General features: G+C 67.3%; 24 protein-coding genes. 8 read left to right on the forward strand and 16 right to left on the reverse strand.

Annotation, left to right across the window (positions count from 1 at the left end; genetic code table 11):
• The 3 genes from K309_RS0121710 to K309_RS0121720 form a co-directional block, all read right to left on the reverse strand.
• The coding region (locus K309_RS0121710; protein WP_029048382.1) for a methyl-accepting chemotaxis protein at positions 1-1,307 on the reverse strand (1,307 nt) is incomplete at its 3' end.
• A 128-nt stretch (positions 1,308-1,435) separates the two neighbouring features.
• Complete coding sequence (locus K309_RS0121715; RefSeq protein ID WP_029048383.1) at positions 1,436-1,933, reverse strand: chemotaxis protein CheW; 498 nt, start codon at positions 1,931-1,933, stop codon at positions 1,436-1,438.
• Positions 1,934-2,051: 118 nt separating this feature from the next.
• Complete coding sequence (locus K309_RS0121720; protein WP_029048384.1) at positions 2,052-2,471, reverse strand: response regulator; 420 nt, start codon at positions 2,469-2,471, stop codon at positions 2,052-2,054.
• Positions 2,472-2,508: 37 nt separating this feature from the next.
• Between K309_RS0121720 and K309_RS43810 the strand changes: the two genes are divergently transcribed.
• A complete protein-coding gene (locus K309_RS43810; protein ID WP_255360118.1) occupies positions 2,509-2,631 on the forward strand; it encodes a hypothetical protein in 123 nt (40 codons plus the stop codon).
• A gap of 43 nt (positions 2,632-2,674) precedes the next feature.
• On the opposite strand, the gene K309_RS0121730 is transcribed toward K309_RS43810, so the two are convergent.
• Positions 2,675-4,636: a putative bifunctional diguanylate cyclase/phosphodiesterase gene (locus tag K309_RS0121730; RefSeq protein WP_029048385.1), complete on the reverse strand. Its 1,962-nt coding sequence runs from the start codon at positions 4,634-4,636 to the stop codon at positions 2,675-2,677.
• Positions 4,637-5,449: 813 nt separating this feature from the next.
• Between K309_RS0121730 and K309_RS0121735 the strand changes: the two genes are divergently transcribed.
• The gene (locus tag K309_RS0121735; protein WP_029048386.1) at positions 5,450-5,758 is read left to right on the forward strand and encodes an H-NS histone family protein; all 309 of its coding nucleotides are present in this window, start codon (positions 5,450-5,452) and stop codon (positions 5,756-5,758) included.
• Between the two features lie 81 nt (positions 5,759-5,839).
• Here K309_RS0121735 and galE read toward each other — a convergent pair whose 3' ends face one another.
• Together galE and K309_RS0121745 are read right to left on the reverse strand one after the other, a co-directional pair.
• Positions 5,840-6,859 (reverse strand): UDP-glucose 4-epimerase GalE, encoded by a 1,020-nt coding sequence (galE, locus tag K309_RS0121740; RefSeq protein WP_029048387.1) that lies wholly within the window; start codon positions 6,857-6,859, stop codon positions 5,840-5,842.
• Between the two features lie 171 nt (positions 6,860-7,030).
• Positions 7,031-8,056: a tyrosine-type recombinase/integrase gene (locus tag K309_RS0121745; RefSeq protein ID WP_029048388.1), complete on the reverse strand. Its 1,026-nt coding sequence runs from the start codon at positions 8,054-8,056 to the stop codon at positions 7,031-7,033.
• A 236-nt stretch (positions 8,057-8,292) separates the two neighbouring features.
• Between K309_RS0121745 and K309_RS0121750 the strand changes: the two genes are divergently transcribed.
• A complete protein-coding gene (locus tag K309_RS0121750) occupies positions 8,293-8,727 on the forward strand; it encodes a nuclear transport factor 2 family protein (protein WP_029048389.1) in 435 nt (144 codons plus the stop codon).
• Positions 8,728-8,796: 69 nt separating this feature from the next.
• Positions 8,797-9,792: an NAD(P)H-dependent flavin oxidoreductase gene (locus K309_RS0121755; protein WP_029048390.1), complete on the forward strand. Its 996-nt coding sequence runs from the start codon at positions 8,797-8,799 to the stop codon at positions 9,790-9,792.
• Positions 9,793-9,867: 75 nt separating this feature from the next.
• On the opposite strand, the gene K309_RS0121760 is transcribed toward K309_RS0121755, so the two are convergent.
• Positions 9,868-10,428, reverse strand: a complete 561-nt coding sequence (locus K309_RS0121760; protein WP_029048391.1) for a PadR family transcriptional regulator — start codon at positions 10,426-10,428, stop codon at positions 9,868-9,870.
• Positions 10,429-10,782: 354 nt separating this feature from the next.
• On the opposite strand from K309_RS0121760, the gene K309_RS0121765 reads away from it, so the two are divergent.
• On the forward strand, positions 10,783-11,010 hold the full coding sequence (locus K309_RS0121765; protein ID WP_029048392.1) for a hypothetical protein: 228 nt from the start codon (positions 10,783-10,785) through the stop codon (positions 11,008-11,010).
• 118 nt (positions 11,011-11,128) lie between these two features.
• Here K309_RS0121765 and K309_RS0121770 read toward each other — a convergent pair whose 3' ends face one another.
• Positions 11,129-12,277, reverse strand: coding sequence for a hypothetical protein (locus K309_RS0121770; RefSeq protein WP_029048393.1), 1,149 nt, complete (start codon positions 12,275-12,277; stop codon positions 11,129-11,131).
• A gap of 85 nt (positions 12,278-12,362) precedes the next feature.
• Entirely contained in the window at positions 12,363-12,908 is a 546-nt protein-coding gene (locus K309_RS0121775; protein ID WP_029048394.1) for a GNAT family N-acetyltransferase, read from the reverse strand.
• A gap of 254 nt (positions 12,909-13,162) precedes the next feature.
• Between K309_RS0121775 and K309_RS0121780 the strand changes: the two genes are divergently transcribed.
• Positions 13,163-13,399, forward strand: coding sequence for a hypothetical protein (locus K309_RS0121780; RefSeq protein ID WP_029048395.1), 237 nt, complete (start codon positions 13,163-13,165; stop codon positions 13,397-13,399).
• 9 nt (positions 13,400-13,408) lie between these two features.
• Here K309_RS0121780 and K309_RS0121785 read toward each other — a convergent pair whose 3' ends face one another.
• Positions 13,409-14,770, reverse strand: coding sequence for an MFS transporter (locus K309_RS0121785; protein WP_029048396.1), 1,362 nt, complete (start codon positions 14,768-14,770; stop codon positions 13,409-13,411).
• A gap of 76 nt (positions 14,771-14,846) precedes the next feature.
• Positions 14,847-16,592 (reverse strand): IlvD/Edd family dehydratase, encoded by a 1,746-nt coding sequence (locus K309_RS0121790; protein ID WP_029048397.1) that lies wholly within the window; start codon positions 16,590-16,592, stop codon positions 14,847-14,849.
• 251 nt (positions 16,593-16,843) lie between these two features.
• Here K309_RS0121790 and K309_RS0121795 point away from each other — a divergent pair, with 251 nt between their 5' ends.
• The gene (locus tag K309_RS0121795; protein WP_029048398.1) at positions 16,844-17,800 is read left to right on the forward strand and encodes a LysR substrate-binding domain-containing protein; all 957 of its coding nucleotides are present in this window, start codon (positions 16,844-16,846) and stop codon (positions 17,798-17,800) included.
• Positions 17,801-17,813: 13 nt separating this feature from the next.
• Here the strand turns inward: K309_RS0121795 and K309_RS0121800 are convergent, their stop codons facing one another.
• The 5 genes from K309_RS0121800 to K309_RS0121820 form a co-directional block, all read right to left on the reverse strand.
• Complete coding sequence (locus tag K309_RS0121800) at positions 17,814-18,389, reverse strand: DUF3016 domain-containing protein (RefSeq protein WP_051320547.1); 576 nt, start codon at positions 18,387-18,389, stop codon at positions 17,814-17,816.
• A gap of 89 nt (positions 18,390-18,478) precedes the next feature.
• Complete coding sequence (locus K309_RS0121805; RefSeq protein ID WP_029048400.1) at positions 18,479-19,654, reverse strand: L-rhamnonate dehydratase; 1,176 nt, start codon at positions 19,652-19,654, stop codon at positions 18,479-18,481.
• Positions 19,655-19,744: 90 nt separating this feature from the next.
• The gene (locus K309_RS0121810) at positions 19,745-20,776 is read right to left on the reverse strand and encodes a 4-hydroxythreonine-4-phosphate dehydrogenase PdxA (RefSeq protein ID WP_035878095.1); all 1,032 of its coding nucleotides are present in this window, start codon (positions 20,774-20,776) and stop codon (positions 19,745-19,747) included.
• A gap of 22 nt (positions 20,777-20,798) precedes the next feature.
• On the reverse strand, positions 20,799-21,767 hold the full coding sequence (locus tag K309_RS0121815) for a Bug family tripartite tricarboxylate transporter substrate binding protein (protein ID WP_029048402.1): 969 nt from the start codon (positions 21,765-21,767) through the stop codon (positions 20,799-20,801).
• 107 nt (positions 21,768-21,874) lie between these two features.
• Entirely contained in the window at positions 21,875-22,834 is a 960-nt protein-coding gene (locus tag K309_RS0121820) for a LysR substrate-binding domain-containing protein (RefSeq protein ID WP_029048403.1), read from the reverse strand.
• Between the two features lie 156 nt (positions 22,835-22,990).
• Here K309_RS0121820 and K309_RS0121825 point away from each other — a divergent pair, with 156 nt between their 5' ends.
• The gene (locus K309_RS0121825; protein WP_029048404.1) at positions 22,991-23,920 is read left to right on the forward strand and encodes a dihydrodipicolinate synthase family protein; all 930 of its coding nucleotides are present in this window, start codon (positions 22,991-22,993) and stop codon (positions 23,918-23,920) included.
• The last annotated feature ends 103 nt before the right edge of the window (positions 23,921-24,023 follow it).

The following is a 24,023-nucleotide window of genomic DNA, read 5'->3' on the forward strand; positions in this document are numbered from 1 at the left end:
TTGTCGACACGCTCGACGGTATCGCCGATCAGGCCCTTGATCTCCTTGGCCGCATTGGCGCTGCGCTGCGCCAGGCTGCGCACCTCGCCCGCGACCACCGCAAAGCCGCGGCCCTGCTCGCCGGCGCGCGCGGCTTCCACCGCGGCGTTCAGCGCCAGGATGTTGGTCTGGAAGGCAATGCCTTCGATCACGCCGATGATGTCGACGATCTTCCTCGACGCATCGTTGATCTCGTCCATGGTCTGCACCACGCGGCCCACCACCTCGCCGCCGCGCAGCGCGGTTTCCGACGCATTGGCCGCCAGCCCGCTCGCCTGGCGCGCGTTGTCGGCGTTCTGACGCACCGTGCTGGTCAGCTCTTCCATGCTGGAAGCAGTCTCTTCCAGCGACGCCGCCTGCTGCTCGGTGCGCTGCGACAGGTCGTTGTTGCCGGCCGCGACCTGCCGCGTCGCGGTGGAAATGCTGGCCATGCCTTCCTGGATTTCATGCACCACCGACAGCAGGCTGCGCTGCATGGTCTGCATCGCCTGCGCCAGCGCGCCGATCTCGTCGCCGCCGCGATGCTCGAAGCGCGTGGTCAGGTCGCCCGCGCCCAGGCGCAGCGCAAAGTCCAGCATGTCGCCCACCGGCCGGTGCACGCGCGCCAACAGCATGGTGCCGGCCGCGAACGAGGTCGCCAGCGCCAGCGCGAAACCGCCCCACAGCCACGGGCGCAGCGTCGCGGCGCCCGCCGGATCCAGGATCTCGACCGCCGCCAGCGCCGCCAGGAACCACACCAGCCCGCCCGCCTGCGCCCACAGGATGCGGCGCTTCAGGTTCATGCGCAGCGCACGCCGGGCGAAACCAGCGATGCCGGTGCGCACCACGGCGCCATCGCGGATCGCCAGCCCCGCGGCGCGTCCCGCGCGGAAGCGCGCATACAGCGCACCGGCGGCTTCAACCTGCTCGCGCGAGGGCATCGAACGCACCGAGGTATAGCCGACCACGCGCCCGTCGACGCGCGTCGGCGTCACGGTGGCATTGACCCAGTAGAAGTCGCCGTTCTTGCGGCGGTTCTTGACCACGCCCATCCAGGTGCGGCCGGCTTCCAGGTTTTGCCACAGGTCGGCAAACGCCTCGGGCGGCATGTCGGGGTGGCGCACCAGGTTGTGCGGCGCGCCCAGCAGTTCCTCCGCCGCATAGCCGCTGGCCTCGATAAAGGTGCGGTTGGCGAAGGTGATACGGCCCTTGAGGTCCGTGCGCGAGATCAGGTAGTCCGATGGTGAGAGCTGGTATTCGCGTTGCGTAACGGGTTGGTTGTTTCGCATGGATGACATCAATACTGCTTGCCCGGGAAACCATGGCTGCCAGGCATGGCGCAATTCCGGGCGGTACGATCCGGCAAGCGTGGTAAGCCAGCCGGACGGCGGGGGCGAAAAGGCAGGTGTGGCAGAGGTCAGGCCACGGCGTCGAGCGCGGCCAGTTCTTCGGTATCGAGCAGCTTCTCGATATCGACCAGGATCAGCATGCGCTGTTCGACCGAGCCAAGGCCACGGATGTAGCCGGTAGCCAGCTCGCCGGAGAAATGCGGCGTGGGCCTGATCTGCGCGGGCGTCAGCGTCAGCACGTCAGAGACACCGTCGACGACGATGCCGGTGGTGCGCTCGTTGAGATCGACGATGATGACCACGGTGTACTGGTCATAGCTGACGTTGGCCTGGCGGAACTTGATGCGCAGGTCGATGATCGGCACGATGATGCCGCGCAGGTTGATCACGCCCTTGATGTAGTCGGGCGCATTGGCAAGCTGGGTGACCGACTCGTAGCCGCGGATTTCCTGGACCTTCAGGATATCGATGCCGTACTCTTCGCGGCCCAGCGTGAAGGCCAGGAATTCCTCGCCAGCGCCTTCATTCGCGCCTGCGGCGCCGTTTGCCTTGTCGATATGCCGCATCGTCAGCCCCTCATGTCTGGTCATGCCGGTTTCCTGGCGCAACGCGCCGGGGCGTGATTCCGCCCACCAGTGTTTACGGCAGCAAACGGGGGGACTGAAGGCCGACGCTGTCTCTTCCCTACCCCTCCGACGAGGGGTGCGGCGGCGCCAGCAGCTCCGCCACGGCCTGCATCAGTGCATCGGGATCGAAGGGCTTGGGCAGGAAGCCCGAGGCGCCCGCGGCGCGGGCCTGCTCGCGGATGCTGCCGTCATGCTCGGTGGTCAGCATCAGGATGGGGATGGCGGCATAGCGCGCGCTGGCGCGCAGGCGGCGAATCAGGGTCAGGCCGTCCATGCCGGGCATGACCTGGTCGGTGACCAGCATGCCGAATGCGACATGATCCACGGCATCATCCGCAGCAGCGGCCTCGGCCAGCGCGTGTGCCTGTTCGCCGTCGGCGGCCTCGGTGACGTCGAATCCGCCGGCACGCAGGCATGCGCCGATCATGCGGCGTAGCGAGGGGGAATCGTCGACGACGAGGATGCTGGGCAATGACATTGGCGCCTCCGTTGGCAGGGCTCGGTTGATCCGCCGAATGCTGAAGCAGGTGCTTGGCGCCGGTGGCGCGGCCGGCGACGGACAGGCCGGCGCAAGGCCGCACCGCAAGCGCGCGGGCCCTGCCAGCGTGGATATCGGCATGCCAGGCGCCACGCTTTAGCGCCTTTGGCGTGCTTTCGCCTTGGTGTTCCTGCGTGCGGCGCTCAGGCTTGCTGCCGGCCACGCAGCGCGTCGGCAAACCCCGCCGCATCGAGCGGCAGCGACAGCAGGTAGCCCTGCACCTCGTCGCAGCCCATCTCGTTGAGGATCCCCAGCTGCGAGGCCGACTCGACGCCTTCGGCCACCACCTTCATGCGCAGCTCGTGCGCCAGTGCCACCATCGAGCCGACGATGGCGCGGCCCTGCGCATCGGAGTCGAGCCCGCCGATCAGCGTGCGGTCGATCTTGAGCGTGCCCACGCGCAGGCGCTTGAGGTAGCCCAGGCTCGAATAGCCGCTGCCAAAGTCGTCCAGCGCCACCTGGATGCCGAGCGACTGCAGCTCGGCCAGCGTCTCCAGCGACTTGCCGATGTCCTTCATGGCGGCAGTTTCGGTGATCTCCAGCGTGATCGCCGATGGCGGGATGTCGTGCTGGTGGATCTGTTCGAGCAGGTACTGCGGGAAATTGCGGCTGGCAAAGCGCAGCCCCGACACATTGATCGCCACCGGCACGGTCGGCAGTCCGGCGTCCTGCCACTGGCGCACCTGGCGGCAGACGCTGGTCAGCACCCAGTCGTCGAGCTTGTCGATCTGGCCGGACTGCTCGGCCACGGCGATGAACTCGGCCGGGCTGACCTGCCCCAGCGCGGGATGGCGCCAGCGGCACAGCGCCTCTGCACCCACCAGCGTGCCGCGGCGGGCGTCGTACTTGGGCTGGAACTGCAGCGACAGCGCATCGTCCTGGATCGCCAGCCACAGGTCGCGGCGGATCACGCGGGTGCGGCGGGCGCGCTCGCCGGCGGCGCTGTTGAACAGGCGCACCTGGTTCGAGCCGCTTTCGCGCGCCTCGGCCAGGCTCACACGCGCGGCCTGCATCAGCGCCTCGGAGGTCTGCGCATCGCGCGGATAGATGGCGATGCCGATATTGACGCCGATCTGCATCTGCAGCCCGCGCGCGGCAATGAACTCGGCCAGCGAACCCAGCACGCGCGAGCCCAGCTCCTGCGCGCGGCCGTGGTGCACCAGCTCGGGCACGCCGACGGCGAACTCGTCGCGCGCCAGCCGGGCGAGGAAATCGTGCGGCTCCAGCACGGCCTGCGCGAGCGCGCCGGCATCCTGCGCCAGGATATCGTCGGCGCGGATCTCGAAGACTTCGTCGACCTCGCGGTAGTCGGCAATATGGATCAGCAGCACGGCGCAGCCGGTATCGGCCAGCCGCGCCTGGGCCATGGCCTGGTCCACCCAGCGGCCGAACGCGACTCGGTCGGGCATCACGGTGGCGACGCTGTACTCGCCCACCGTACCCTGCCCGCGCGCGGTGGCGCGCACCGTAAGCCGGCCGGGAATGCGGGCGCCGCGCCGCACCAGCCGCGGTTCAGCGCCGCGCGCCGGGGCGGCGGCATCGTCGGCGAGATCCTCGGCGGGGCTGGTCTCGATGCGCGATACCGGGATCCAGCCGTGCGACTGCGCCCGGTGCAGTGCGAACATCAGCGCGCACAGCGCGGTCAGACCACCTGCCAGCCAGGCGGGATGCGGCAGGCCAGCCGCGTCGATGCAGGCGCGCGCAGAGGGTGCACCGGCGCCGCAGGCCCGGCCGAGGTGGGTGCCGGCCGCGGCCACCATGCCGGCGCCGGCGACCACCGCCAGCACTGCCGCGCCGCGCCACAGGCGCGCGCCCTGGCGCAGCCACTGCAGCAGCAGCTTTCCGCCGGTGGTGGCAGCCGCGGCGGTGGCGAAGCTGGCGGCCATCTGGGCGGTGTCGTTGGCCGCCGGGACGCTGCCCGACAGCACCACCACCACCACGGGCAGGCTGACGGCCAGCTGCGACATCAGCGCCGCCGACAATGTCAGCGTGCGCAGCGACCGGCTTCCGGCGCCCTCGTCCGCACGCCCGGCGCGGGCGCCGAGGACGGCGGCCACGCCCAGCAGGGCGGCGAGCAGCAACAGGACGGTACTCAGGGCAATCATTGGGCTGCGCGGTGATGAAGAAAATGCGCGAAGACAAACCCGACGCGGGCCAAACCTCGCATCATGGCATCTTGCGGTCGCCGTGTGAACAACACAATACGGGGGTCCCCTGCCGGGAACACCGGTTTAGAACGCACTCCAGTCATGGTTGCTGCCGGCAGCGACCGCTGCCGGGCGCGAGCAACAGGGTCTTGATCCGGATATTGTTGTGGAGAGACATTGTCGAAAGGAAAACGTAAGCATTCCGCGAGGTACACCCCTGGCCTCGTTACGGCAAGACCAGACACCCGCTTGATCAGCCCTGCCCGGATAACGGCGCGCCCCATCCGGTACTTGAGCAACGGCGCCCGGCCACGTGGCCAATGGGCGGAAATTAACCTGGATGTCGGATATACGGCACGCCGAGCGCGGCATGTAAACAGACGCTTTATTCACCGGAGCGGCCGCCGATTATGGCTATTGGATTTCCATCGGCGCCGGCGCGGCCGGGGCCGGTGCCGATTTGAGCGGATCGGCCAGGTCAGGATGATTTATGTACCGGGTCGGCGGTCGGACGAAGTGCGCCGCCGCGATCCGGGTTCAAATGCGGCAGAGTGACCGGAATGGTTCACGAAAGTTCACTGCAATATCGGCAGCAAGAATTTTCGTAAAAACCATGCTCGAATAGAGCCCCGGCATTTGCAGCCGCCGGTTGCCCCGTTATAATTGTTTTCAGCATTTCAGTACACCGACAGCTCAGCACTGCGCAGCATTGCGCGACACCCCGCTGTGCAGATACCCACGCATATCACCCCACCGGAAACCGAGGACGCAATGTCGACTTATCAGGAAATCGTTCAGAAAATCAATGAACTGCAGAAGCAAGCCGAGGAAATCAAGGCACGTGAACAGGCTTCGGTGATCTCGGATATTCGCGAGAAAATCGAGCAATATGGCCTGACCGCGGAAGACCTGGGTTTTGGCGCGAAAGCGCCGGCCGGCAAGAAGGCGGTCAATCGCAAGGTGCCGGTGCGCTATCGCGACAGTGCCGGCAATACCTGGACCGGCCGCGGCAAGCGTCCAGGCTGGCTGACCCAGGCACTGGCCCAGGGCAAGACCGTCGAGGATTTCCTGATTCGCTGAAGCGCGACTCCGGCGCATGGCAAAACGCCACGGTGCAAGCCGTGGCGTTTTTGTTTGGTGTGTTTTGCCGGAACTTGCCGCTCAGGCGTCGAACCCGCGCGGGTTCATCGACTGCCAGCGCCACGAGTCCTGGCACATGCGATCGATGCCGTGCTGCGCGCGCCATCCCAGCAGCTGGCTGGCAAGCGCGGGATCGGCATAGCAAGAGGCGATATCGCCCGGGCGGCGCGCCACGATCTCATGCGGCACCGGTCGGCCACTGGCTCGCTGGTAGGCCTCGACCACTTCCAGCACGCTGTAGCCGCGGCCGGTGCCCAGGTTCACGGTCATGCCGCGCCCGTGGTCGCGCAGGTAGACCAGCGCCGCCAGGTGGCCGTCGGCGAGGTCGCAGACGTGGATATAGTCGCGCACGCCGGTACCGTCAGGCGTGGGGTAGTCGCCGCCGAATACCATCAGTTTCTCGCGGCGCCCGCTGGCCACCTGCGCCACGTAAGGCATCAGGTTATTCGGAATTCCGCGCGGATCTTCGCCGATCAGCCCGCTTTCGTGCGCGCCGACCGGATTGAAATAGCGCAAGTAGGCAATGCGCCATGCCGGGTCCGATTTTTCCAGGTCGCGCAGGATTTGCTCGCCCATCAACTTGGTCTGGCCATACGGATTGGTCGCCGACAGTGGGAAATCCTCAAGAATCGGCACAGTGTGGGGATTGCCATAAACCGTGGCCGAGGAACTGAACACCAGTTGTTTCACCCCGGCCGCACCCATGGCGGCGCAGACCGTCAGCAGGCCGTCAATGTTGTTGCTGTAATACTGCAGCGGCTGGCTCACCGATTCGCCCACTGCCTTGAGCGCGGCAAAATGAATCACCCCGCTGATGCGGTGTTCGGCAAAAAGCCGGTCCAGCAAGGCGCGGTCACGCACGTCGCCTTCGACAAAATGCGGGGTCTTGCCGGTAATGGTGGCGAGCCGCTCGATCACCACGGGGCTGCTGTTGCACAGATTATCCAGTCCGATCACGTGGTAGCCGGCATTGAGCAGCGCGACCCAGGTATGCGAGGCGATATAGCCGGTGGCGCCGGTAAGGAGCAGGGTTTCGGGCATGGGAAATAAGCGTCGGATTTCGATTCGGGGCGGCGAGTCTCAAGCGCCATCGTGCAATGCCTGATGCCGCACATTTGAGCCCGCGCAGGCGGTAGTGTCGCCTATTATCCACGATGAGTCAGCCGCAACCGGTCAGCTGGCACACACAGTTACAAGCATGACGGCGCGGCCTCAGGGCTGTCTGTCGCTCGCCTGGGCCACCAATCCCGCCCGTGCCTGCCACGCCTCGTACGCGCCGCGCAGCCGCCAGCCCGATTCCAGGTCACGCATGCCCAGGCATTGCGCCACCTCGGCCGGCGTCGCGCCGGCCTCGAAATGCATGGCGGCGCAGGTATTGCGCAGGGTCTGCGGAGAGGCCCGCTCATGGCGGCCGGCTAGCACGCCGGCTTCGTCGAGCAGGATTTCCACGCGCCGGTAGACCGAAGCCGCGTGCATCGGCCGGCCCGCCGGCATGGCCGGGAACAGCAGGCTGCCGAGCGTGCCCGACGCCTCGCGCAGTGCCAGCCACGCCCGCAGCGGGGCATGCGCCAGCGCGAACAGCGGCGCGGTATAGGCGCGGCCATTGTCGGGACGCACCATGCGCAGCGCCATCCGGCCCGGGGCGCCATCGTCGATGGCCTCCAGGCGCAGCGCGCGCGCTTCGCCTACCTTCAGCCCGCCACCCAGCAACACCGCCAGCAAGGCGGTATCGCGCGCGCGCTTCCATTGCGTCGGCGATGCCGCACGGCATTCCTCCACCGTCGGCGGCACGCCGGCCGGGCCGAGGATGCGGGCCACCAGCAGGTCGCGCTCGCCCGGCAGCAGGAAGGCAGTGGGGTCGTTCTCGCCCTCGGCGAGGTGCGCGCGTACCGCCTGGCTTCCCGGGTTGTGCATGCCCTCGCGCAACTGGGAGAGATGGTGGAACACCCGTTCGATCAGCCGCGCATAGCGGTAGCGGTGCGACTTGTGCAGCTGCTGGGCATCCAGGAATTCGCCGATCTGCTCCGCCGACCAGCTCAGCGGCGGCAGTCCGCGCTCGGCCGACCAGCGCAGCAATTTGCCCCACATCGCGCGGTACACCACGCTGGTGCCGTGGCGGAAGCCGTGCCGCGCCAGCCAGCCATCGAAGGCACGCTCGGGATGGGCGCGCCATGCGGCGAGGTCGGCATCGAACAGCGCCGCCTGGCCGGGTTGGTGCGCGGTCGACTTAGTGGTCACTGACTTCTCCTGCCGGTGGCTAGTGGGTGCGGGAGGGATTCCACCGGGCGATGCTGCCTATTGTAGTCAACACGTCACTGCGAGGCGCCCCGGCACGGCGCGGGGCCAAAGCCGGCTTGCGCAGTGCCGCAGTGCGTGCTACCTTTCGACTCATTATGCAACTGGTTGCATAAAATCAGAACACAAACGAGCGCACAAGGTAGCTGGCGCACGCCGCACCGTCCAAGGAGACCGCAGTGACCACCACCCAGCTGATTCCCGCAGCGCAGGCCTCGCTCGACACCTGGCACCAGTTGATTGCCACCAATTCGATGGCCGGGCTCGACGCCATCGTCGCCGACGAAGTCGTATTCCGCTCGCCGGTCGCACATACGGCCTACCCCGGCCGTGCCGCGATCGCGCTGGTATTGACCACGGTGAACCAGGTGTTCCGCGATTTCCGCTACCACCGCAGCTTTGTCAGCGAGGACGGCCACAGCGTGGTGCTCGAATTCAGCGCCACGGTCGATGGCAAGGCGCTCAAGGGCATCGACATGATCCGCTTCAACGATGCCGGCCATATTGCCGAATTCGAGGTGATGGTGCGCCCGCGCTCCGGACTGGAGGCGCTGGCCGCCGCCATGGGCGCGCGCCTGGCCAGCCAGAAGGACGTGCTGACCGGTGCCGCGTAAGCGGCCAGGCTGCCGCCCGCGCCCGTCAGATTCTTATTTGCCTCACCGTACTACCCAGGAGACTCACCCATGACCCTCCCCGCCCTGCTGCAGAACCGGCTGTCGCTGCCGGTGGTCTGCTCGCCGCTGTTCATCATCTCCAACCCCGACCTGGTGATTGCCCAATGCAAGGCCGGCGTGGTGGGCTCGTTCCCGGCGCTGAACGCGCGCCCGGCGCCCAAGCTGGAAGAATGGCTGGACCGCATCACCACCGAACTGGCCGAGCACGACGCCAGGCATCCGGACCGTCCGGCGGCACCGTTCGCGGTCAACCAGATCGTGCACAAGTCCAACGACCGGCTCGAGCATGACCTGGAGCTGTGCGTGCGCTACAAGGTGCCGATCGTGATCACCTCGCTGGGCGCGCGCAAGGAAGTCAATGACGCGGTGCATTCGTACGGCGGCATCGTGCTGCACGACGTGATCAACAACACCTTCGCGCGCAAGGCCATCGAGAAAGGCGCCGACGGGCTGGTGGCGGTAGCTGCCGGCGCCGGCGGCCACGCCGGCACGCTTTCGCCGTTCGCGCTGCTGCACGAGATCCGCGAATGGTTCGACGGCCCGCTGCTGCTGTCGGGTGCGATCTCCAGTGGCGACGCCATCCTGGCCGCGCAGGCCGCGGGCGCCGACCTGGCCTACATCGGCTCGGCCTTCATCGCCACGCAGGAAGCCAACGCGCAGGACGGCTACAAGCAGATGATCGTCGACAGCAGCGCCGGCGACATCGTCTACTCCAACCTCTTTACCGGCGTGCACGGCAACTACCTGCGCGGCAGCATTGAGCGCGCGGGCCTGGACCCGGAGGCGCTGCCGCAGTCCGATCCGTCCAAGATGAACTTCGGCTCGACCAGCGTGAAGGCGTGGAAGGATATCTGGGGTGCCGGCCAGGGCGTGGGCGCGATCAAGCGCGTGGTGCCGGCGGGCGATTTGGTGCGGCGCTTTGCCGAGGAATATGCGCTGGCGCGCAGGCGCCTGGGGTTGGGCGAAGCCAGCCAGGCGGGTGCCCGCGCGGTCGACGTGGCCTGAGCCTGACCAGGCCACAACAAAAAACGCCGGCAAGGCAGTCGCCTGGGCCGGCGTTTTGCTCTGGCGCACTGCGCGCTACGCCGGCGGGCGCTCCAGCAGCGGCAGCAGGTCTTCGCCCCAAGCAACCCAGTCCTGCTCGAAGCGGATGCCCCGCCGCAGCAGCGTATAGCGCAACTGCTGCGCGCGGTCCATGTCGGGCGCGGAGAAATCCTTGCGCTCGATCGCCAGGTAGGTCTCGAGCCGCGCCTGGTGGAGCGCGATCAGCCGGCGCATTTCATCCCCAAGGCCGAGCGGCCCGATCGCGGCATCGGCACGCAGCTTGACCAGGATTTCCTCGCGCTGGTCGAGGCCGGCCCCGGGCGTCAGCACCCAGCGCACCAGTTCTTCGCGCCCGGCCGGCAGCACCCGGTAGACCTTCTTGCGGTTCTTGCGGTCGGCGGCGCCTTCGTTTTCCGTGGTCTCGCTCTCGTCGGCCGCGATCCAGCCGCTGTCGGCCATGCGCCCCAGCTCACGGTAGATCTGCTGGTGGGTCGCATGCCAGAAATAGCCGATGGAGCGATCGAACCGGCGCGCCAGGTCATAACCGGACGACGGCTTTTCAAGCAGGGAAATCAACAAGGCGTGCTGGGTCGACATGCGTCTGGGCGGTGGCCCGCCGGGGCGGTTGATGGTTGCGAAGTGCCATGCGGCGGGAGTGCCGGTCGTGCCGGTGCGCCACGGGCCGCAAAAACTGTCGCTATGTTAGCGCAGTGCCCCAAGCTGTCGGCAAGGCGTGATGCAAGGATCGCCACAATCCGGCAATATCTGTATCTGCAAGCGCCGACATATATTTGGTAAATCTGGCAGTTTCGAAATTTCTCGGCAGACAGAATTAAATAATGCTGAATGGCATTTTTGCGTTACTTGCCATACATTCCATACATTGAAACCCTGTGCGAGCAAGAAAAAACCGTCCCCGGCCGCACCATGCACCGAATCTGGAGTATGCCCATGACCGGAAAACCCATGCTTGCCGAAGAGCGCGACGTCGCCTGGGAAGCCGATGGCGGCGAACGCCTGCCCGGCCTGCTGGCGCCGCTGCGCAACAAGGCTCCGATCTACTACCGATTGCCCGATACGCCTGACGGGCACCACATCAAGGAATATGCCAGCGGCCTGCGCCAGCTGGTACGTTTTGTCGGCGTCGAAGAACAGGTCGTCAAATACAGCCTGACCTGACTGACGCCACGGCTTTTCCTGTGGTTGTCTCCTCCGAGCCCGATCCTGCGGGCAGGGACTTGAACCCGCGGTTGCCGCGGGTTTTTTCTTGCCATAGCGGTATCCAGTGCGCCCCGACTCAGAGCTGCGGCGCACGGCAGGCCGCACCGCCGGTATTGGCGGCTTCAGGCATGCCGAACACCGCGCGCGCCCCACACTGCGAACCGAACATGCGCGCCTGGTCGTGCCCCACGCCCACCACTTCATACCCCTGGTGGCGGCTGACCGAGCCCGGGCTGGCGAGGTAGCGCTCGTAGCGCAGGTAGCCGCGCGCGCGCTGCAGCCGCGTCGGGCCCTCGGCCTCCGCGCCGCACGCCTTGTCGAGCACGCGGTGATTGGGATCGTTGTCCTCGGTGCCGGCGAGATAGGTCACCTGGCGCCCAGCATAGCGCTGGTACAGCGCCATGCCGTCGGCGCCTTGCGCGTACGGCACCATGTCCTGCATGCCGTAGCGGTACTTGTCGTAGTCCGGGCAAATGGCCTTGTCGTACGGCGCGAACGACTTGCCATCGGCGCCAGCCGGTCGCACCGGCGTGAAATACAGATAGGACGACGGATTGGCCACAACGTAGCGCAGGTCGATGCCGCCCGCGCGGATGCGCTCGTCGACATTGTTCAGCACCGCGTAGCGGTGCACGATCTGCGCGCCGCCGGAATGGCCGGCCACCGTCACCTTGCCGACCTGCGGCAGCCGCGCCTTGTCGGTGACGAAGGCGAGCAGGTCGTCCAGCACCTGTAGCGAACTGAGTCGAGCCGGGCCGTCGACCGCATCCTCGCCGCTGAGCCAGCCCTGCACCGACCATTGCGGCATGCCGGTAAAACCCTTCTTCTCGTCAGGCGTGCCGGGAAAATTCGGCGCGAGCAGCAGCACCTCGTCCGGCCTGCGGCCGCTGGCCTTCAGCAGTTCGGCGCCGGCGGCATAGTAGTCGTCGCCGTTGCGCTGCAGGCCATGCTGGACGAACACGACTTCGCGGATGCGTGACAGGTCGCCGTCGAGCCGGTGGTTGGCATAGACCGGGAAGTCATAGCCTGCGCCCGCCCCTGCGCCAAGATGCACGCGCTGCCAGTGCGGCGCGGCTGCCGCGGCATCGGCAGGCCTGGCCGCGGCGGGCGGCGCTGCCGTCGTGCCGGCGCAGCCGGCCAGGACCACAGTCATGGCGGCAGCGGCCAAGGCCGGGGACAGGCGCGCACGGGCGGGTTGCGGCAAGCTGGCGGTCGGCAGGATCATGGCTGGGCGTCTCCGGTTGGCATGCCGGCGATGGTAGGCCAGTGGCAAGCGGCTCGGCAATGCCTGCCGCGCCCGCCAGCTTGCATTACGCCAGCCGCCTGGCCAGCGCCGCCACGTCGGGCCAGGTCACGCGCCGCACCATGACGCGCAGGCCGGCCCCGTGGAAATCGTCCTCGAACGGTTCCGATGTCTCGCCGCCCAGCCGCTGGTAGAACTCGCGCGCCTGCGTATTGGCCTCCAGCACATAGAGGAACAGAGGCTGCCCCGGCCAGCGCTGCGCCACGCGCTGCACGCAATGCGCCAGCAGCCGCTTGCCCACACCCTGGCCATGGAAGGCCGGCAGGACATGCAGGTTGTCCAGGTAGATGCCGAATTGGGGCTCAGCCTCGGGCAACAGGCAGGCAAAGCCGGCGGCCACGCCATCGACCAGCGCCAGCGTGGCCTCCACGGGGCCATCCGCGCCCTCATGCATGCGCGCGCGCCAGGCCGCCAGCCGCTCCGGATAGGCCTGCTCGCGCAGGTACGCGTCTGGCAGCATGCCGGGATAGGTGTGCTGCCAGCTGGCGGTGTGCAGGGCGGCGAGCCGGTCGGCATCGGCAGCGGTGGCGGGAATCAGCGCGATATCAGGCATGGGGACCGAGACGGATCGGGACGGTACGCGAAAGGCACAGCGGATCAGGACCGAGCGCAAGGCGCAAGGCGCACCAAGCCAGACCGTGCGAGAAGCGCCATTGTGCCTGCGCCATGCCAAAGCTTGCAAAAGGCGCAGGAAGGGATTGCAATCGTGGTCCCCGGCACACTCCGCCGCCCACTGCCTGCCACCGCGGCAGCGGGAACGAAGGTTGCAGCCACCCCAACCACCCGGCGCACGCAAAAGGAAGCCTTATGTACATGGTCTACTGGTCCGAAGCCCACGGTACCGGGCTCACGCCGCACGCGCAGTCGTTTCCGAGCGACGCGATGCGCGAGGCGCTGCACTTCACCGAAGCGCTGCGCCAGCGCCAGCATGCGGGCGAACCGGTGAGCTTTGTCACGCTGTGCTCGGAAAACCCCAACTCGGTCGGCCGCGCCGGCGCGGCGGATCCGCCGCCCGACTATGAGTGGAAGAAGCGGCGGCCGTGACGCCGGCGGTCAGGCACCGGCCTGCGCTGCACCGGCCCGCGCCGCCGGCCGCAGCGCGGCGCGCACCACGAACGCCATCACCACCGCGAACACCAGCATTGCCGACAGGAAGTACAGCCCCGCGGCCAGGCTGCCGGTGGCGTCCTTGATCACGCCGATGCCATATGGCCCGAAGTAGCCGCCGAGGTTGGCCAGCGAGTTGATCGTGGCAATACCCACCGCCGCGCTGGCGCCGGTCAGGAATTCACCGGGCAGCGCCCACACCACCGCCTGGATCGAATAGATCGAGAACGCGGTCAGGCAGATAAACAGGAACTGCAGCACCGGCGACTGCACCCACGCGCTCAGCCCCATGGTGACCGCTGCCATCCCCGACACCACCACGATATGGCCATAACGCTCGCCCTTGCGGTCCGAATGGCGCGGCACCAGGTACAGGCCGACCACGGCGAACAGGTAGGGCACGGCCGACAGCAGGCCGGTCATTGCATCGGTCACGCCAAACTGCTTGATGATGGTCGGCAGCCACAGCGACAGCCCGTAGATGCTCAGCGGGAACGGCAGGAACAGCAGCGACAGCAGCAGCACGCGCTTGTCCTTGAGCGCCTGCAGCGGATTGCCGTGCGACTTGAGCGCATAGGCAGCCTGGTCGGCGGCGAGTTCGCGCTCGATCCAGGCGCGGTCGGCCGGTGCCAGCCATGCGGCGCTGGCGGGCGATTCCGGCAGGATGCGCAGCGTCGGCAGGCACAGCAGCACCGCCGGCAGGCCGCTCAGCACGAACAGCGTCTGCCAGTTGGACATGCCGAACAGCCCCTGCGTCGACAGCACCAGGCCGGCAATCGGTCCGGTGATGATCAGCGCGATCGGCTGGGCCAGCACCAGCAGTCCGATGATGCGCGCGCGATGGCGCATCGGGAACCACTTGGTCAGGAAGTACAGGATGCCCGGATACAGGCCGGCTTCGGCCGCGCCCAGCAGGAAGCGCAGCACGTAGAAGCTGTGCGCGCCCTGCGTGAACGCCATCGCCATGGTGATCACGCCCCAGGTCAGCAGGATGCGGGCGAACCAGCGGCGCGCGCCGAAGCGCTCCAGCGCCAGGTTGCTCGGCACCTCGCACAGGAAATAGCCGACGAAGAACAAGCCCGCGCCCAGGCCATAGGCCGCATCGCTGATGCCGATCGCCGCGTTCATGTGCAGCTTGGCAAAGCCGACCACCGAGCGGTCGATATACGCCACCACGTAGATCAGCGCCAGGAACGGGATCAGCCGGCGCACCAGCATGCCGACGATGCGGGTCTCTTCCTGCGCCTGTGCGCCGGTTTCCTGTCCTGGGACGGCGCGCGCCAGCGGCGCGGTCTGTGTGCCTTGCATGGCTAGTCTCCTCTGTTCTTGTAAGGGGTCGCGCGCGTGCCGCCGGGGCCGCGCGCCTTCAATGCAATCGGGTGGATCAGTGCGAGTGGCGCGGCACCTCGCGTCCGCGGCAGCCGACCAGGAAGTCGAGGTCGCAGCCCTCGTCCGCCTGCAGCACGTGGTTGACGTAGAGCTTGCGATAGCCGCCGTCGGCGGGCGCCTGGAGCGGCTGCACGTCGGCCATGCGGCGCTCGAGCTCGGCGGGATCGATATCCAGGTGCAGGCGCCCGGCCTCGCAGTCCAGCTCGATCCAGTCGCCGTCGCGCACAATCGCCAGCGGCCCGCCGGCCGCGGCCTCCGGCGCCACGTGCAGCACCACGGTGCCATACGCGGTGCCGCTCATGCGCGCATCGGAAATGCGCACCATGTCCTTGATGCCCTGGCGCAGCAGCTTGGGCGGCAGGCCCATGTTGCCGACCTCGGCCATGCCGGGATAGCCGCGCGGGCCGCAGCGCTTGAGGACGAGCACCGAATTCTCGTCGACGTCGAGCGACTCGTCGACGATGCGCTCCTTGTAGTGCTCCAGGTTCTCGAACACCACCGCGCGGCCGCGGTGGCGCAGCAGCCTGGGCGTCGCCGCCGACGGCTTGAGCACTGCGCCGCGCGGCGACAGGTTGCCGCGCAGGATGCGGATGCTGCCGTCACGGATCAGCGGCTGGTCCAGCGGGCGGATGACTTCGTCGTTGGTGATCGGCGCATCCCTGACGTTGTCCCAGATCGCCTTGCCATTGACGGTCAGCGCGCCCGGATGCGGCAGCAGGCCGGCCTCGCCCATGCGGCGCAGCACCGCGGGCAGGCCGCCGGCGTAGTAAAACTCCTCCATCAGGAAGCGGCCCGACGGCATCAGGTCGACGATGGTCGGCGTGTCTCGCCCCACGTTGCTCCAGTCTTCCAGCTCCAGCGGCACGCCGATGCGCCCGGCGATCGCCTTCAGGTGGATCACGGCGTTGGTCGAGCCGCCGATCGCGGCATTGACACGGATCGCGTTCTCGAACGCCTGGCGCGTCAGGATCTTCGACAGCGTCAGGTCCTCGCGCGCCATCTCCACAATGCGGATGCCGGACATGTGCGCCAGCACGTAGCGGCGCGAATCGACCGCCGGGATCGCCGCGTTATGCGGCAGCGACGTGCCCAGCGCCTCGGCCATGCAAGCCATGGTCGACGCGGTGCCCATGGTGTTGCAGGTGCCGGCCGAACGCGACATGCCGGCTTCGGCCGACAGGAACTGGTGCAGGTTGATCTCGCCCGCCTTCAGCGATTCATGCAGCTGCCAGACCGCGGTGCCCGAGCCGATGTCCTTGCCGTCGAGCTTGCCGTTGAGCATCGGCCCGCCGGTGACGACGATGGCCGGCACGTCGCAGCTTGCCGCGCCCATCAGCAGCGCCGGCGTGGTCTTGTCGCAGCCGGTCAGCAGCACCACCGCATCGATCGGGTTGCCGCGGATCGCTTCTTCCACGTCCATCGCGGCCAGGTTGCGCGTCAGCATGGCGGTCGGGCGCAGGTTCGATTCGCCGTTGGAAAACACCGGGAATTCCACCGGAAAGCCGCCGGCCTCGTACACGCCGCGCTTGACGTGCTCGGCCAGCTTGCGGAAATGCGCGTTGCAGGGGGTGAGTTCCGACCACGTATTGCAGATGCCGATCACCGGGCGGCCATCGAATGCATGGTCGGGGATGCCCTGGTTCTTCATCCAGCTGCGATACATGAAGCCGTTCTTGTCGGCGGTGCCGAACCACGCCGTCGAGCGCAGCGGCTTGCGTTGCTTGTCCTTGGAATCCGACATGTTGTTCCTGTTGCAGGTTGCGCAGTGAGCCGCCAGCGAAGGCAGCGGTGATGGCAGGGACGACGGATCCAGCGGCTTGGCGGACATGGCGTCATGGCGTCATGGCAGGCGCCACGCTGTCTCCGGTCGTTGTTGTTTTGTCGGACGGAGTGTATGCAGCTCGCCGATATGCTACTAATGAAGAGTTCGGCATTTGCGATATCGATATCGGCATTGGTATTTACCCTATGGAAGCCCCCGACCTTTCCCCCATGGCTGTTGCGGCCCCGGCGGCACCCTCCTGGCACAACCACACCCGCCTCAAGACGCGCCAGCTGCTGCTATTGCTGGCCGTCGCCGACGAAGGCAGCATCCACCGCGCCGCGGAACGGCTGGCGATGACCCAGCCGGCCGCTTCCAAGCTGCTGCGCGAGCTGGAAGAGATGCTGTCGGTACCGCTGTTCGAGCGCCTGCCGCGCGGCATGGCGCCGACGGACTACGGCCGCGCGATGATCCGCCACGCGCGCGCGGTGATCGGCAGCCTGAACCAGGCGCGCGAGGAAGTGCTGGCGCTGAAGGCGGGCCGGCTTGGCCATGTGGCGATCGGCGCGATCACCTCGCCCGGCGTGCGGCTGCTGCCGCCGGCGATCGCGCGGGTGAAGGCAAGCTATCCGGGATTGCGGGTCTCGGTGGAAATCGACAACAGCAACGTGCTGCTCGACCGGCTCGGGCAGGAAAAGCTGGACATGGTGGTCGCGCGGCTGTTCCCCGAGCACGACAAGGGCCGGCTGCGCTACGAGCCGATGGCGGAAGAGCCGGTCTGCGCCGTGGTGCGGCCCGGTCACCCGATGCTGGCAGCGCCCGCCCTGTCGCTGGCAGACACCACCGAGGCCGCCTGGCTGATCCCGCCGGCCGGCACGGTGCTGCGCCACCGCTTCGAGCTGATGTTCCAGCGCGCCAGCCTGGCGCCGCCGACCAATGTGGTGGAGACCGCCGCGCTGCTGTTCCTGACGCGCATGGTGACGCAGTCAGACATGATCGCGGTGCTGACCGCGGATGTCGCGCAGTACTACGCGGCGTTCGGCATGGTGGAGGTGCTGCCGATGGCCATGCCCTGCCATATGGACGACTTCGGCGTGATCACGCCGACCGACCGGCTGATGTCACCCGGCGCGCTGCTGGTCGCGGATGCGCTGCGCGAGACGGCGCTGCGCATCTACGGCCAGTAGTGCCAGCGTCGGATCATCCCTGTCCGGTCTGGCGCGCTGCGATCCGGCGCCTGACGGTCTCATCGAACCAGCGGTCCATCATCGCCTTTTCATAGCGCAGCCTGTCGCTCTGGCTGTAGATGTTGACGCCCATGTTGAAGTTCTGGTCGGAGATGCGCTGCTCGCCGCTGGCGAGCACGGCCCCGTCGCTGCCGCGCAGTTCGTAGCGCAGCGTCATGCGCGGCCAGGTGACGTCGCGCACGATACGGACGTCATAGGCGCGCACGCGCCATGGCTCGAAATGTCCCGCGAGATCGACATCCAGCACCTCGATGCTCAACGCATAGCCCTGCGGCAGGTAGCGCGCCGCCAGCTCGTCGAAGTGGCGGCGGATATCGTTCATCACCTGCGCGCGCTCGCGGTCGCTGCCGTATGCGCTGCGGTAGGCGGCATCGGTGTAGGTTTCGGGATGGGGGAAGGAAACTGTCAGCGTTCCGGCAGGCGGCGCGGCGAAGGCACTGATGGCACTGATGGCACCGATGGCACCGATGGCACACATCAGGCCCATGGGCGCCGCGCAGGCGGCCAGCAGACGGCGGGATCTGGCCATGGCGAACTCCAGGACAAGGGCACTACGCCTCTTGATGCCTCTTGATTGTAGTGCGCCGGCGCCAGTCAGCCAGTTTGCCAGTTTGCCAGTCAGCCGATGATATTGAACTGGCTGAAGTACTCCTCGTTCAACTCCAGCCCCAGTCCCGGCAGGTTGTCGTCAAGCTGCAGGTAGCCGTTGTCCGGCGCCGGGTCGCCCTTGAAGATGTAGTAGAACAGCTCGTTGCCGACCTCGACGTCATGCACCGGGAAGTACTCCGACATCGGCGAAGCGGTCGACGCCATGGTCAGGTGGTAGTTGTGCATCTGCCCCGCGTGCGGGATCACCGGCACCGACCAGGCCTCGGCCATCGCGTTGATCTTCTGCGCCGCGGTGATGCCGCCGACGCGGTTGGTGTCGTACTGGATCACGTCGACGGCGCGACGCTCCAGCAGGTCCTTGAAGCCGTACGAAGTGAACTCGTGCTCGCCGCCGGAGATCGGGAACGGGCTCGCCTTCTTCAGCTCGACATAGCCTTCGATATCGTCGGCGATCACCGGCTCTTCCAGCCAGCGGGGATTGAACTCCGCCAGGCGCGGCAGCATGCGGCGCGCGTATTCCAGCGTCCAGCCCATGTAGCACTCCAGCATGATGTCGACGCCGTCGCCGACCAGCTCGCGCAGCAATCGCACCTGCTCGATGTTCTTCTGCATGCCGGCGGGGCCGTCCTTGGGGCCGTAGCCGAAGCGCATCTTCATCGCGGTAAAGCCCTGGTCCAGGTAGCCCTGCGCTTCGGACAGGAAGGCATCGCGGTCGTCGTTGTTGTAGAGCTTGGAGGCGTAGCACCAGATCTTTTCCTTGGTGCGCCCGCCCAGCAGCTTGAACACCGGCTTGCCCACGGCCTTGCCCATCAGGTCCCACAGCGCGATATCGACCGCCGAGATCGCCGCCATGCCGATGCCCTTGCGGCCCCAGGCGTGGGTGCGGCGGTACATCTTCTGCCACAGGTATTCGTTGTCGAAGGGATCCTGGCCGATCACCACCGGCGCCAGGTACTCGTCGACGATCTGCTTGGCCACGCGCGGGGCCAGCGCGCAGTTGCCGATGCCGACCAGGCCGGTGTCGGTCTCGATCTCGACCACCATCCAGCCGTGAAAGCGGAACGAGCCCATGGCGTCGCCGCGCTCGAACAGGATGTCGGTGGCGTTGGTGCAGAAGTGCGCCTGCGGCGGCACGGTCTTGCCCTTCCATTCAAAGACGCGGGCGCGGACGTTGGTGATCTTCATGTTCAGCTCCTGATGGCAATGCGTTGGCGCGAACGCTCCCCGGCCGCGCCGGGGGCGGTCATGCTGGATCCGGTATGGATGGACGAGTGGCTAGGCGCTTGCGGCGGTGCGTGCGGCGGCGCGCCGTTGCGCACCCATGCGGCAGGCGATCTGGAACGCCTGCTGCGTGGCGCCGGGATCGGCGCGGCCCTGCTGCGTGATATCGAACGCGGTGCCATGCGCCGGCGTGGTGATCGGCACCGGCAGCCCGCCCTGTACCGTCACGCCGCGCGAGAAGCCCATCAGCTTGATGCCGATCTGCCCCTGGTCGTGGTACATGGTGACGATGGCGTCGAACTGCCGCTGCGACGGGCCGCCCTGCACCTTCAGGAAGATGGTGTCGGCCGGGAACGGGCCTTCGGCATTCACACCGCGCCTGCGCGCCGCAGCGACGGCAGGCGCGATCACGTCGATCTCTTCGCGGCCGAAGGCACCGTTGTCGCCGTTGTGCGGGTTCAGGCCGCACACGGCGATGCGCGGGCTCGCCATGCCGGCGCGGCGCAGCGCCTGGTCGATCAGGTCAATGGCGGCGCCAACGCGTTCCGGCGTGATCATCGCCGGCACGTCCTTGAGCGCCACGTGTGAGGTCACACGCGAGGTCCACAGGCCGTCGAGCACGTTGAATTCGCAGAAATTTCCGTGGTAGCCGAGTTGCTCGGCAAACCAGTGCAGCTCGTCGCTGTGGTCCATGCCCGCGGCGTGCAGCGAGCTCTTATTGAGCGGCCCGAACAGGATCGCGTCTGCCTGGCCCGACTGCGCCAGCTCCAGCGCCAGCGACAGCGTGCCCAGGCTGTAGCGGCCGCCCTCGGCGCTGGACGCGCCGCGGGGATACGCGGGCTTGCCGTCCAGTTCCCAGTGGTAGAGGCGCGGCGCGCCTTGCGCGAACGCGAGGGTATCGGTCTCGGCCAGCGCCAGCTCGACGCCCGCCACCTGCATGCCGCGGCGCCATTCGTCGCGGTCGGCGATCAGCAGGATGTCGGCCTGTTCGCTGGTGGCCGGGTCGGCCAGCAGGCGCGCGATCAGTTCAGGGCCGATGCCGGCGGGATCGCCCAGCACCATCGCGATTCGTGGACGTGATGTCATGAAATTCTCTAGAGATACGGGCCTAGTCGACCTTGACGCCAAGCTCGGCGATCAGCTTGCCATAGCGCGCGTACTCGGCGCGCGAGAAGGCATCGAACTGCGCAGCGGTCAGCGTGCCGGGTACGGCCCCCACGTCGGCCAGCTTGCGCACGGTATCGGGATCCTTGATCACGGTCGACAGCGCGGTGCCCAGCTTCTGCAGCGTGGCGGGCGGCGTGCCGGCCGGCGCATAGACGCCGTACCAGGCATTCATCTGGACGCCTGGCACGCCAGCCTCGGCCAGTGTCGGCACGTTCGGCAGCAGCGCCGAGCGCTTGTCCGCGGTCACCGCCAGCGCGCGCAGCTTGCCGGCCTTGATATGGTTGATCACCGACGGCATGGTTTCGAAGCTCATGTCCACCTGGCCGCCCATCAGGTCGACCAGCGCGCTGCTGCTGCTCTTGTACGGCACGTGCAGCAGCTTGCCCTGGATCTGGCGCGCAAACGCGGCGCCGGCCAGGTGCTGGGTGCTGCCGACGCCGGACGAGCTGTAGCGGAACTTGTCCGGGCTGGCCTTGATCTCGGCGACCAGCGCCTTGACGTCGCGCGCCTGTACCTGGTTGTTGACCACCAGCACATTGGGCACCGACGACACCAGCGCCACCGGCGCCAGGTCCTTGAGCGGGTCGAACTGCAGCTTGAGCAGGTGCGGCGCGATCGCCTGCGAAGTCACCACGCCCATCAGCAGCGTGTTGCCATCCGGCGCGGCCTTGGCGGTGATGTCCGCGGCGATGGTATTGGACGCGCCGGGGCGGTTGTCGACCACGACCGGCTGCTTCAACTGCGCGGCGAGCTTGTCAGAGACGATACGCGCCATCACATCGGTGCCGCCGCCAGGCGCGGCGCCCACCATCAGACGCACCGGCCGGGTGTCCTGCGCCCAGGCGCTGGTCGTCACTGCAGCGGCCACCGTGGCCAGGCCGGCAAGTGCGCCGGCAATCCTTGTCTTCATCGCTGTCTCCGATTTGCTGTCCGGCTCTGGTGGCGCGGATGAGCAGACTATATGGGCATCAGCGATTCGCCACTACTGACGTTTTTTGAACTGGCGATCACCTGGGGTTATACCTTGGGTGATACCGCTTCGGCCACTTTCCCCGCCTGCGCTTTCAGGATCGCCACCAGCTGCCGCGCGGAAGCCGACAATGCGCCGCCGCGCCGCGTGACGATGCCGAAGGTCTGCTGGCGCGATTGCAGGTGCACGGGCAGGATGCGCAGCATCTTCTGGCGCACGAACAGCTCCGCCACGCTGGCCGGCAGCAGCGACACCAGCCCGGCATCGCGCTGGAGCATCGCCACGGTGATCAGCGCCGACGACGTGGAAATGGCATTGGCGGGGAAGCTGACGCCGGCATGGTCCAGTTCGCGCTGCAGCAGCGCATGCATCGGCATGTGCCCCGCGTAAGTGATCCAGCGATAACCGGCAAGGTCGGCGAAGTCCATCGCCCGCATCCGGGGCGCGGGGTGCAGATGCCCAACCACCACGGACACCTGCTCGTCGCCGAGCGGGTGATAGTGGTACTTGCCGGGTTCGTCACTGACCAGCGAGCGGCCGAGCACAAGATCGAGATGGCCGTCGTCGAGCTGGCCGAGCAGGCGCAGGCTGGTGTCCTCGATGATCTCGAGCGCCAGGTCCGGATGCGCCTGCCGCAACTGCTCGAGCGCCGGCACCAGCACACCCGGCACCGCACCCATGATCACGCCGACGGCAACGCGCCCGCCGCTTCCCGCGCGGATGCCGGCCACTTCCTCGCACATCGCACCCAGGTCCGCCACCAGTTGCCGTGCATGGCGGATCACGCAGTGGCCGAAAGTGTTGGGGCGCATGCCGCGTTTGGAGCGTTCGAACAGCGGCGCTTCCAGCATGCCTTCCAGTTCCTGCAGCGACTTGCTGGCAGCCGACTGGGTCATTGCCATCGCGGCCGCGGCCTGGTGCAGTGACCGATGCTCGTCCAGCGCGATCAGCAGTTGCAGCTGCTTCATGCGCAGGCGGCCGGTGAGGGTGTCCAGGGTGGATTTCATGCTGGGACGTGGTGAGTCGCAAAAGCGATCACAAGATGGAAAGGTTTCAATATACAGCCCCACTGCCATGCTCGTATATTGGCCCGACCTGATTGACTGCCCCGATTGACAACTCACAACCCGCGCTGGCCGCGTGCCAGCCGCAAGGAGGAGACCATGACCCGATCCCAGGCGCCCGTCTACCGCGGCGTATTCCCGGTCGCGCCGACCATTTTCGACGACCAAGGCGGCCTCGACCTCGACGGCCAGCGCCGCTGCATCGACTTCATGATCGACGCCGGATCGCACGGCATCTGCATCCTGGCCAACTTCTCCGAGCAGTTCGTGCTGAGCGATGACGAGCGCAGCGTGCTGATGAAGACCGTGCTGGAGCATGTGGACGGCCGCGTGCCGGTGATCGTCACCACCACGCATTTCAGCTCGCGCCTCTGCGCCGAGCGCAGCCGCGCCGCGCAGGACGCCGGCGCCGCCATGGTGATGGTGATGCCGCCCTACCACGGCGCCACCATCCGTGTGCCTGAGCGCAGTATCTATGAGTTCTTCGCCACGGTCTCCGCAGCCATCGACATCCCCATCATGATCCAGGACGCGCCGGTCAGCGGCACCACGCTGTCCGCCCCCTTCCTGGCCCGCATGGCGCGCGAGCTGGCCAATGTCTCGTACTTCAAGATCGAAGTGCCGCAGGCCGCGGCCAAGCTGCGCGAGCTGATCGAGCTGGGCGGCGATGCCATCGTCGGCCCGTGGGACGGCGAAGAGGCCATCACGCTGATGGCAGATCTGGAAGCTGGCGCCACCGGCGCGATGACCGGTGCGGGCTTCCCGGACGGCATCCGCCAGATCCTGGATGCGTGGCAGGCCGGCGATGCCGAGCTGGCGGCGCAGCGCTACCAGCAGTGGCTGCCGCTGATCAACTACGAGAACCGGCAAGGGTGGCTGGCAACCAGCAAGGTGTTGATGAAGGAAGGCGGGGTGATTGCGTCGGACGCGGTAAGGCATCCGCTGCAGCCGATGCATCCGGCCACGCGCGAGGGATTGCTGAAGGTGGCGCGGCGAGTGGATCCGCTGGTGTTGCGGTGGGGGCGGTGAAAGCGCGCATTGATTTGGCAGCGCCTCGCATCGAGAAGCGCTTGCCCTCACCCCCGGCCCCTCTCCCGCTTGCGGGAGAGGGCCGGGGTGAGGGCCGGAGCCT

The organism is Cupriavidus phytohabitans, from assembly GCF_000426345.1.
Lineage (GTDB): Bacteria > Pseudomonadota > Gammaproteobacteria > Burkholderiales > Burkholderiaceae > Cupriavidus.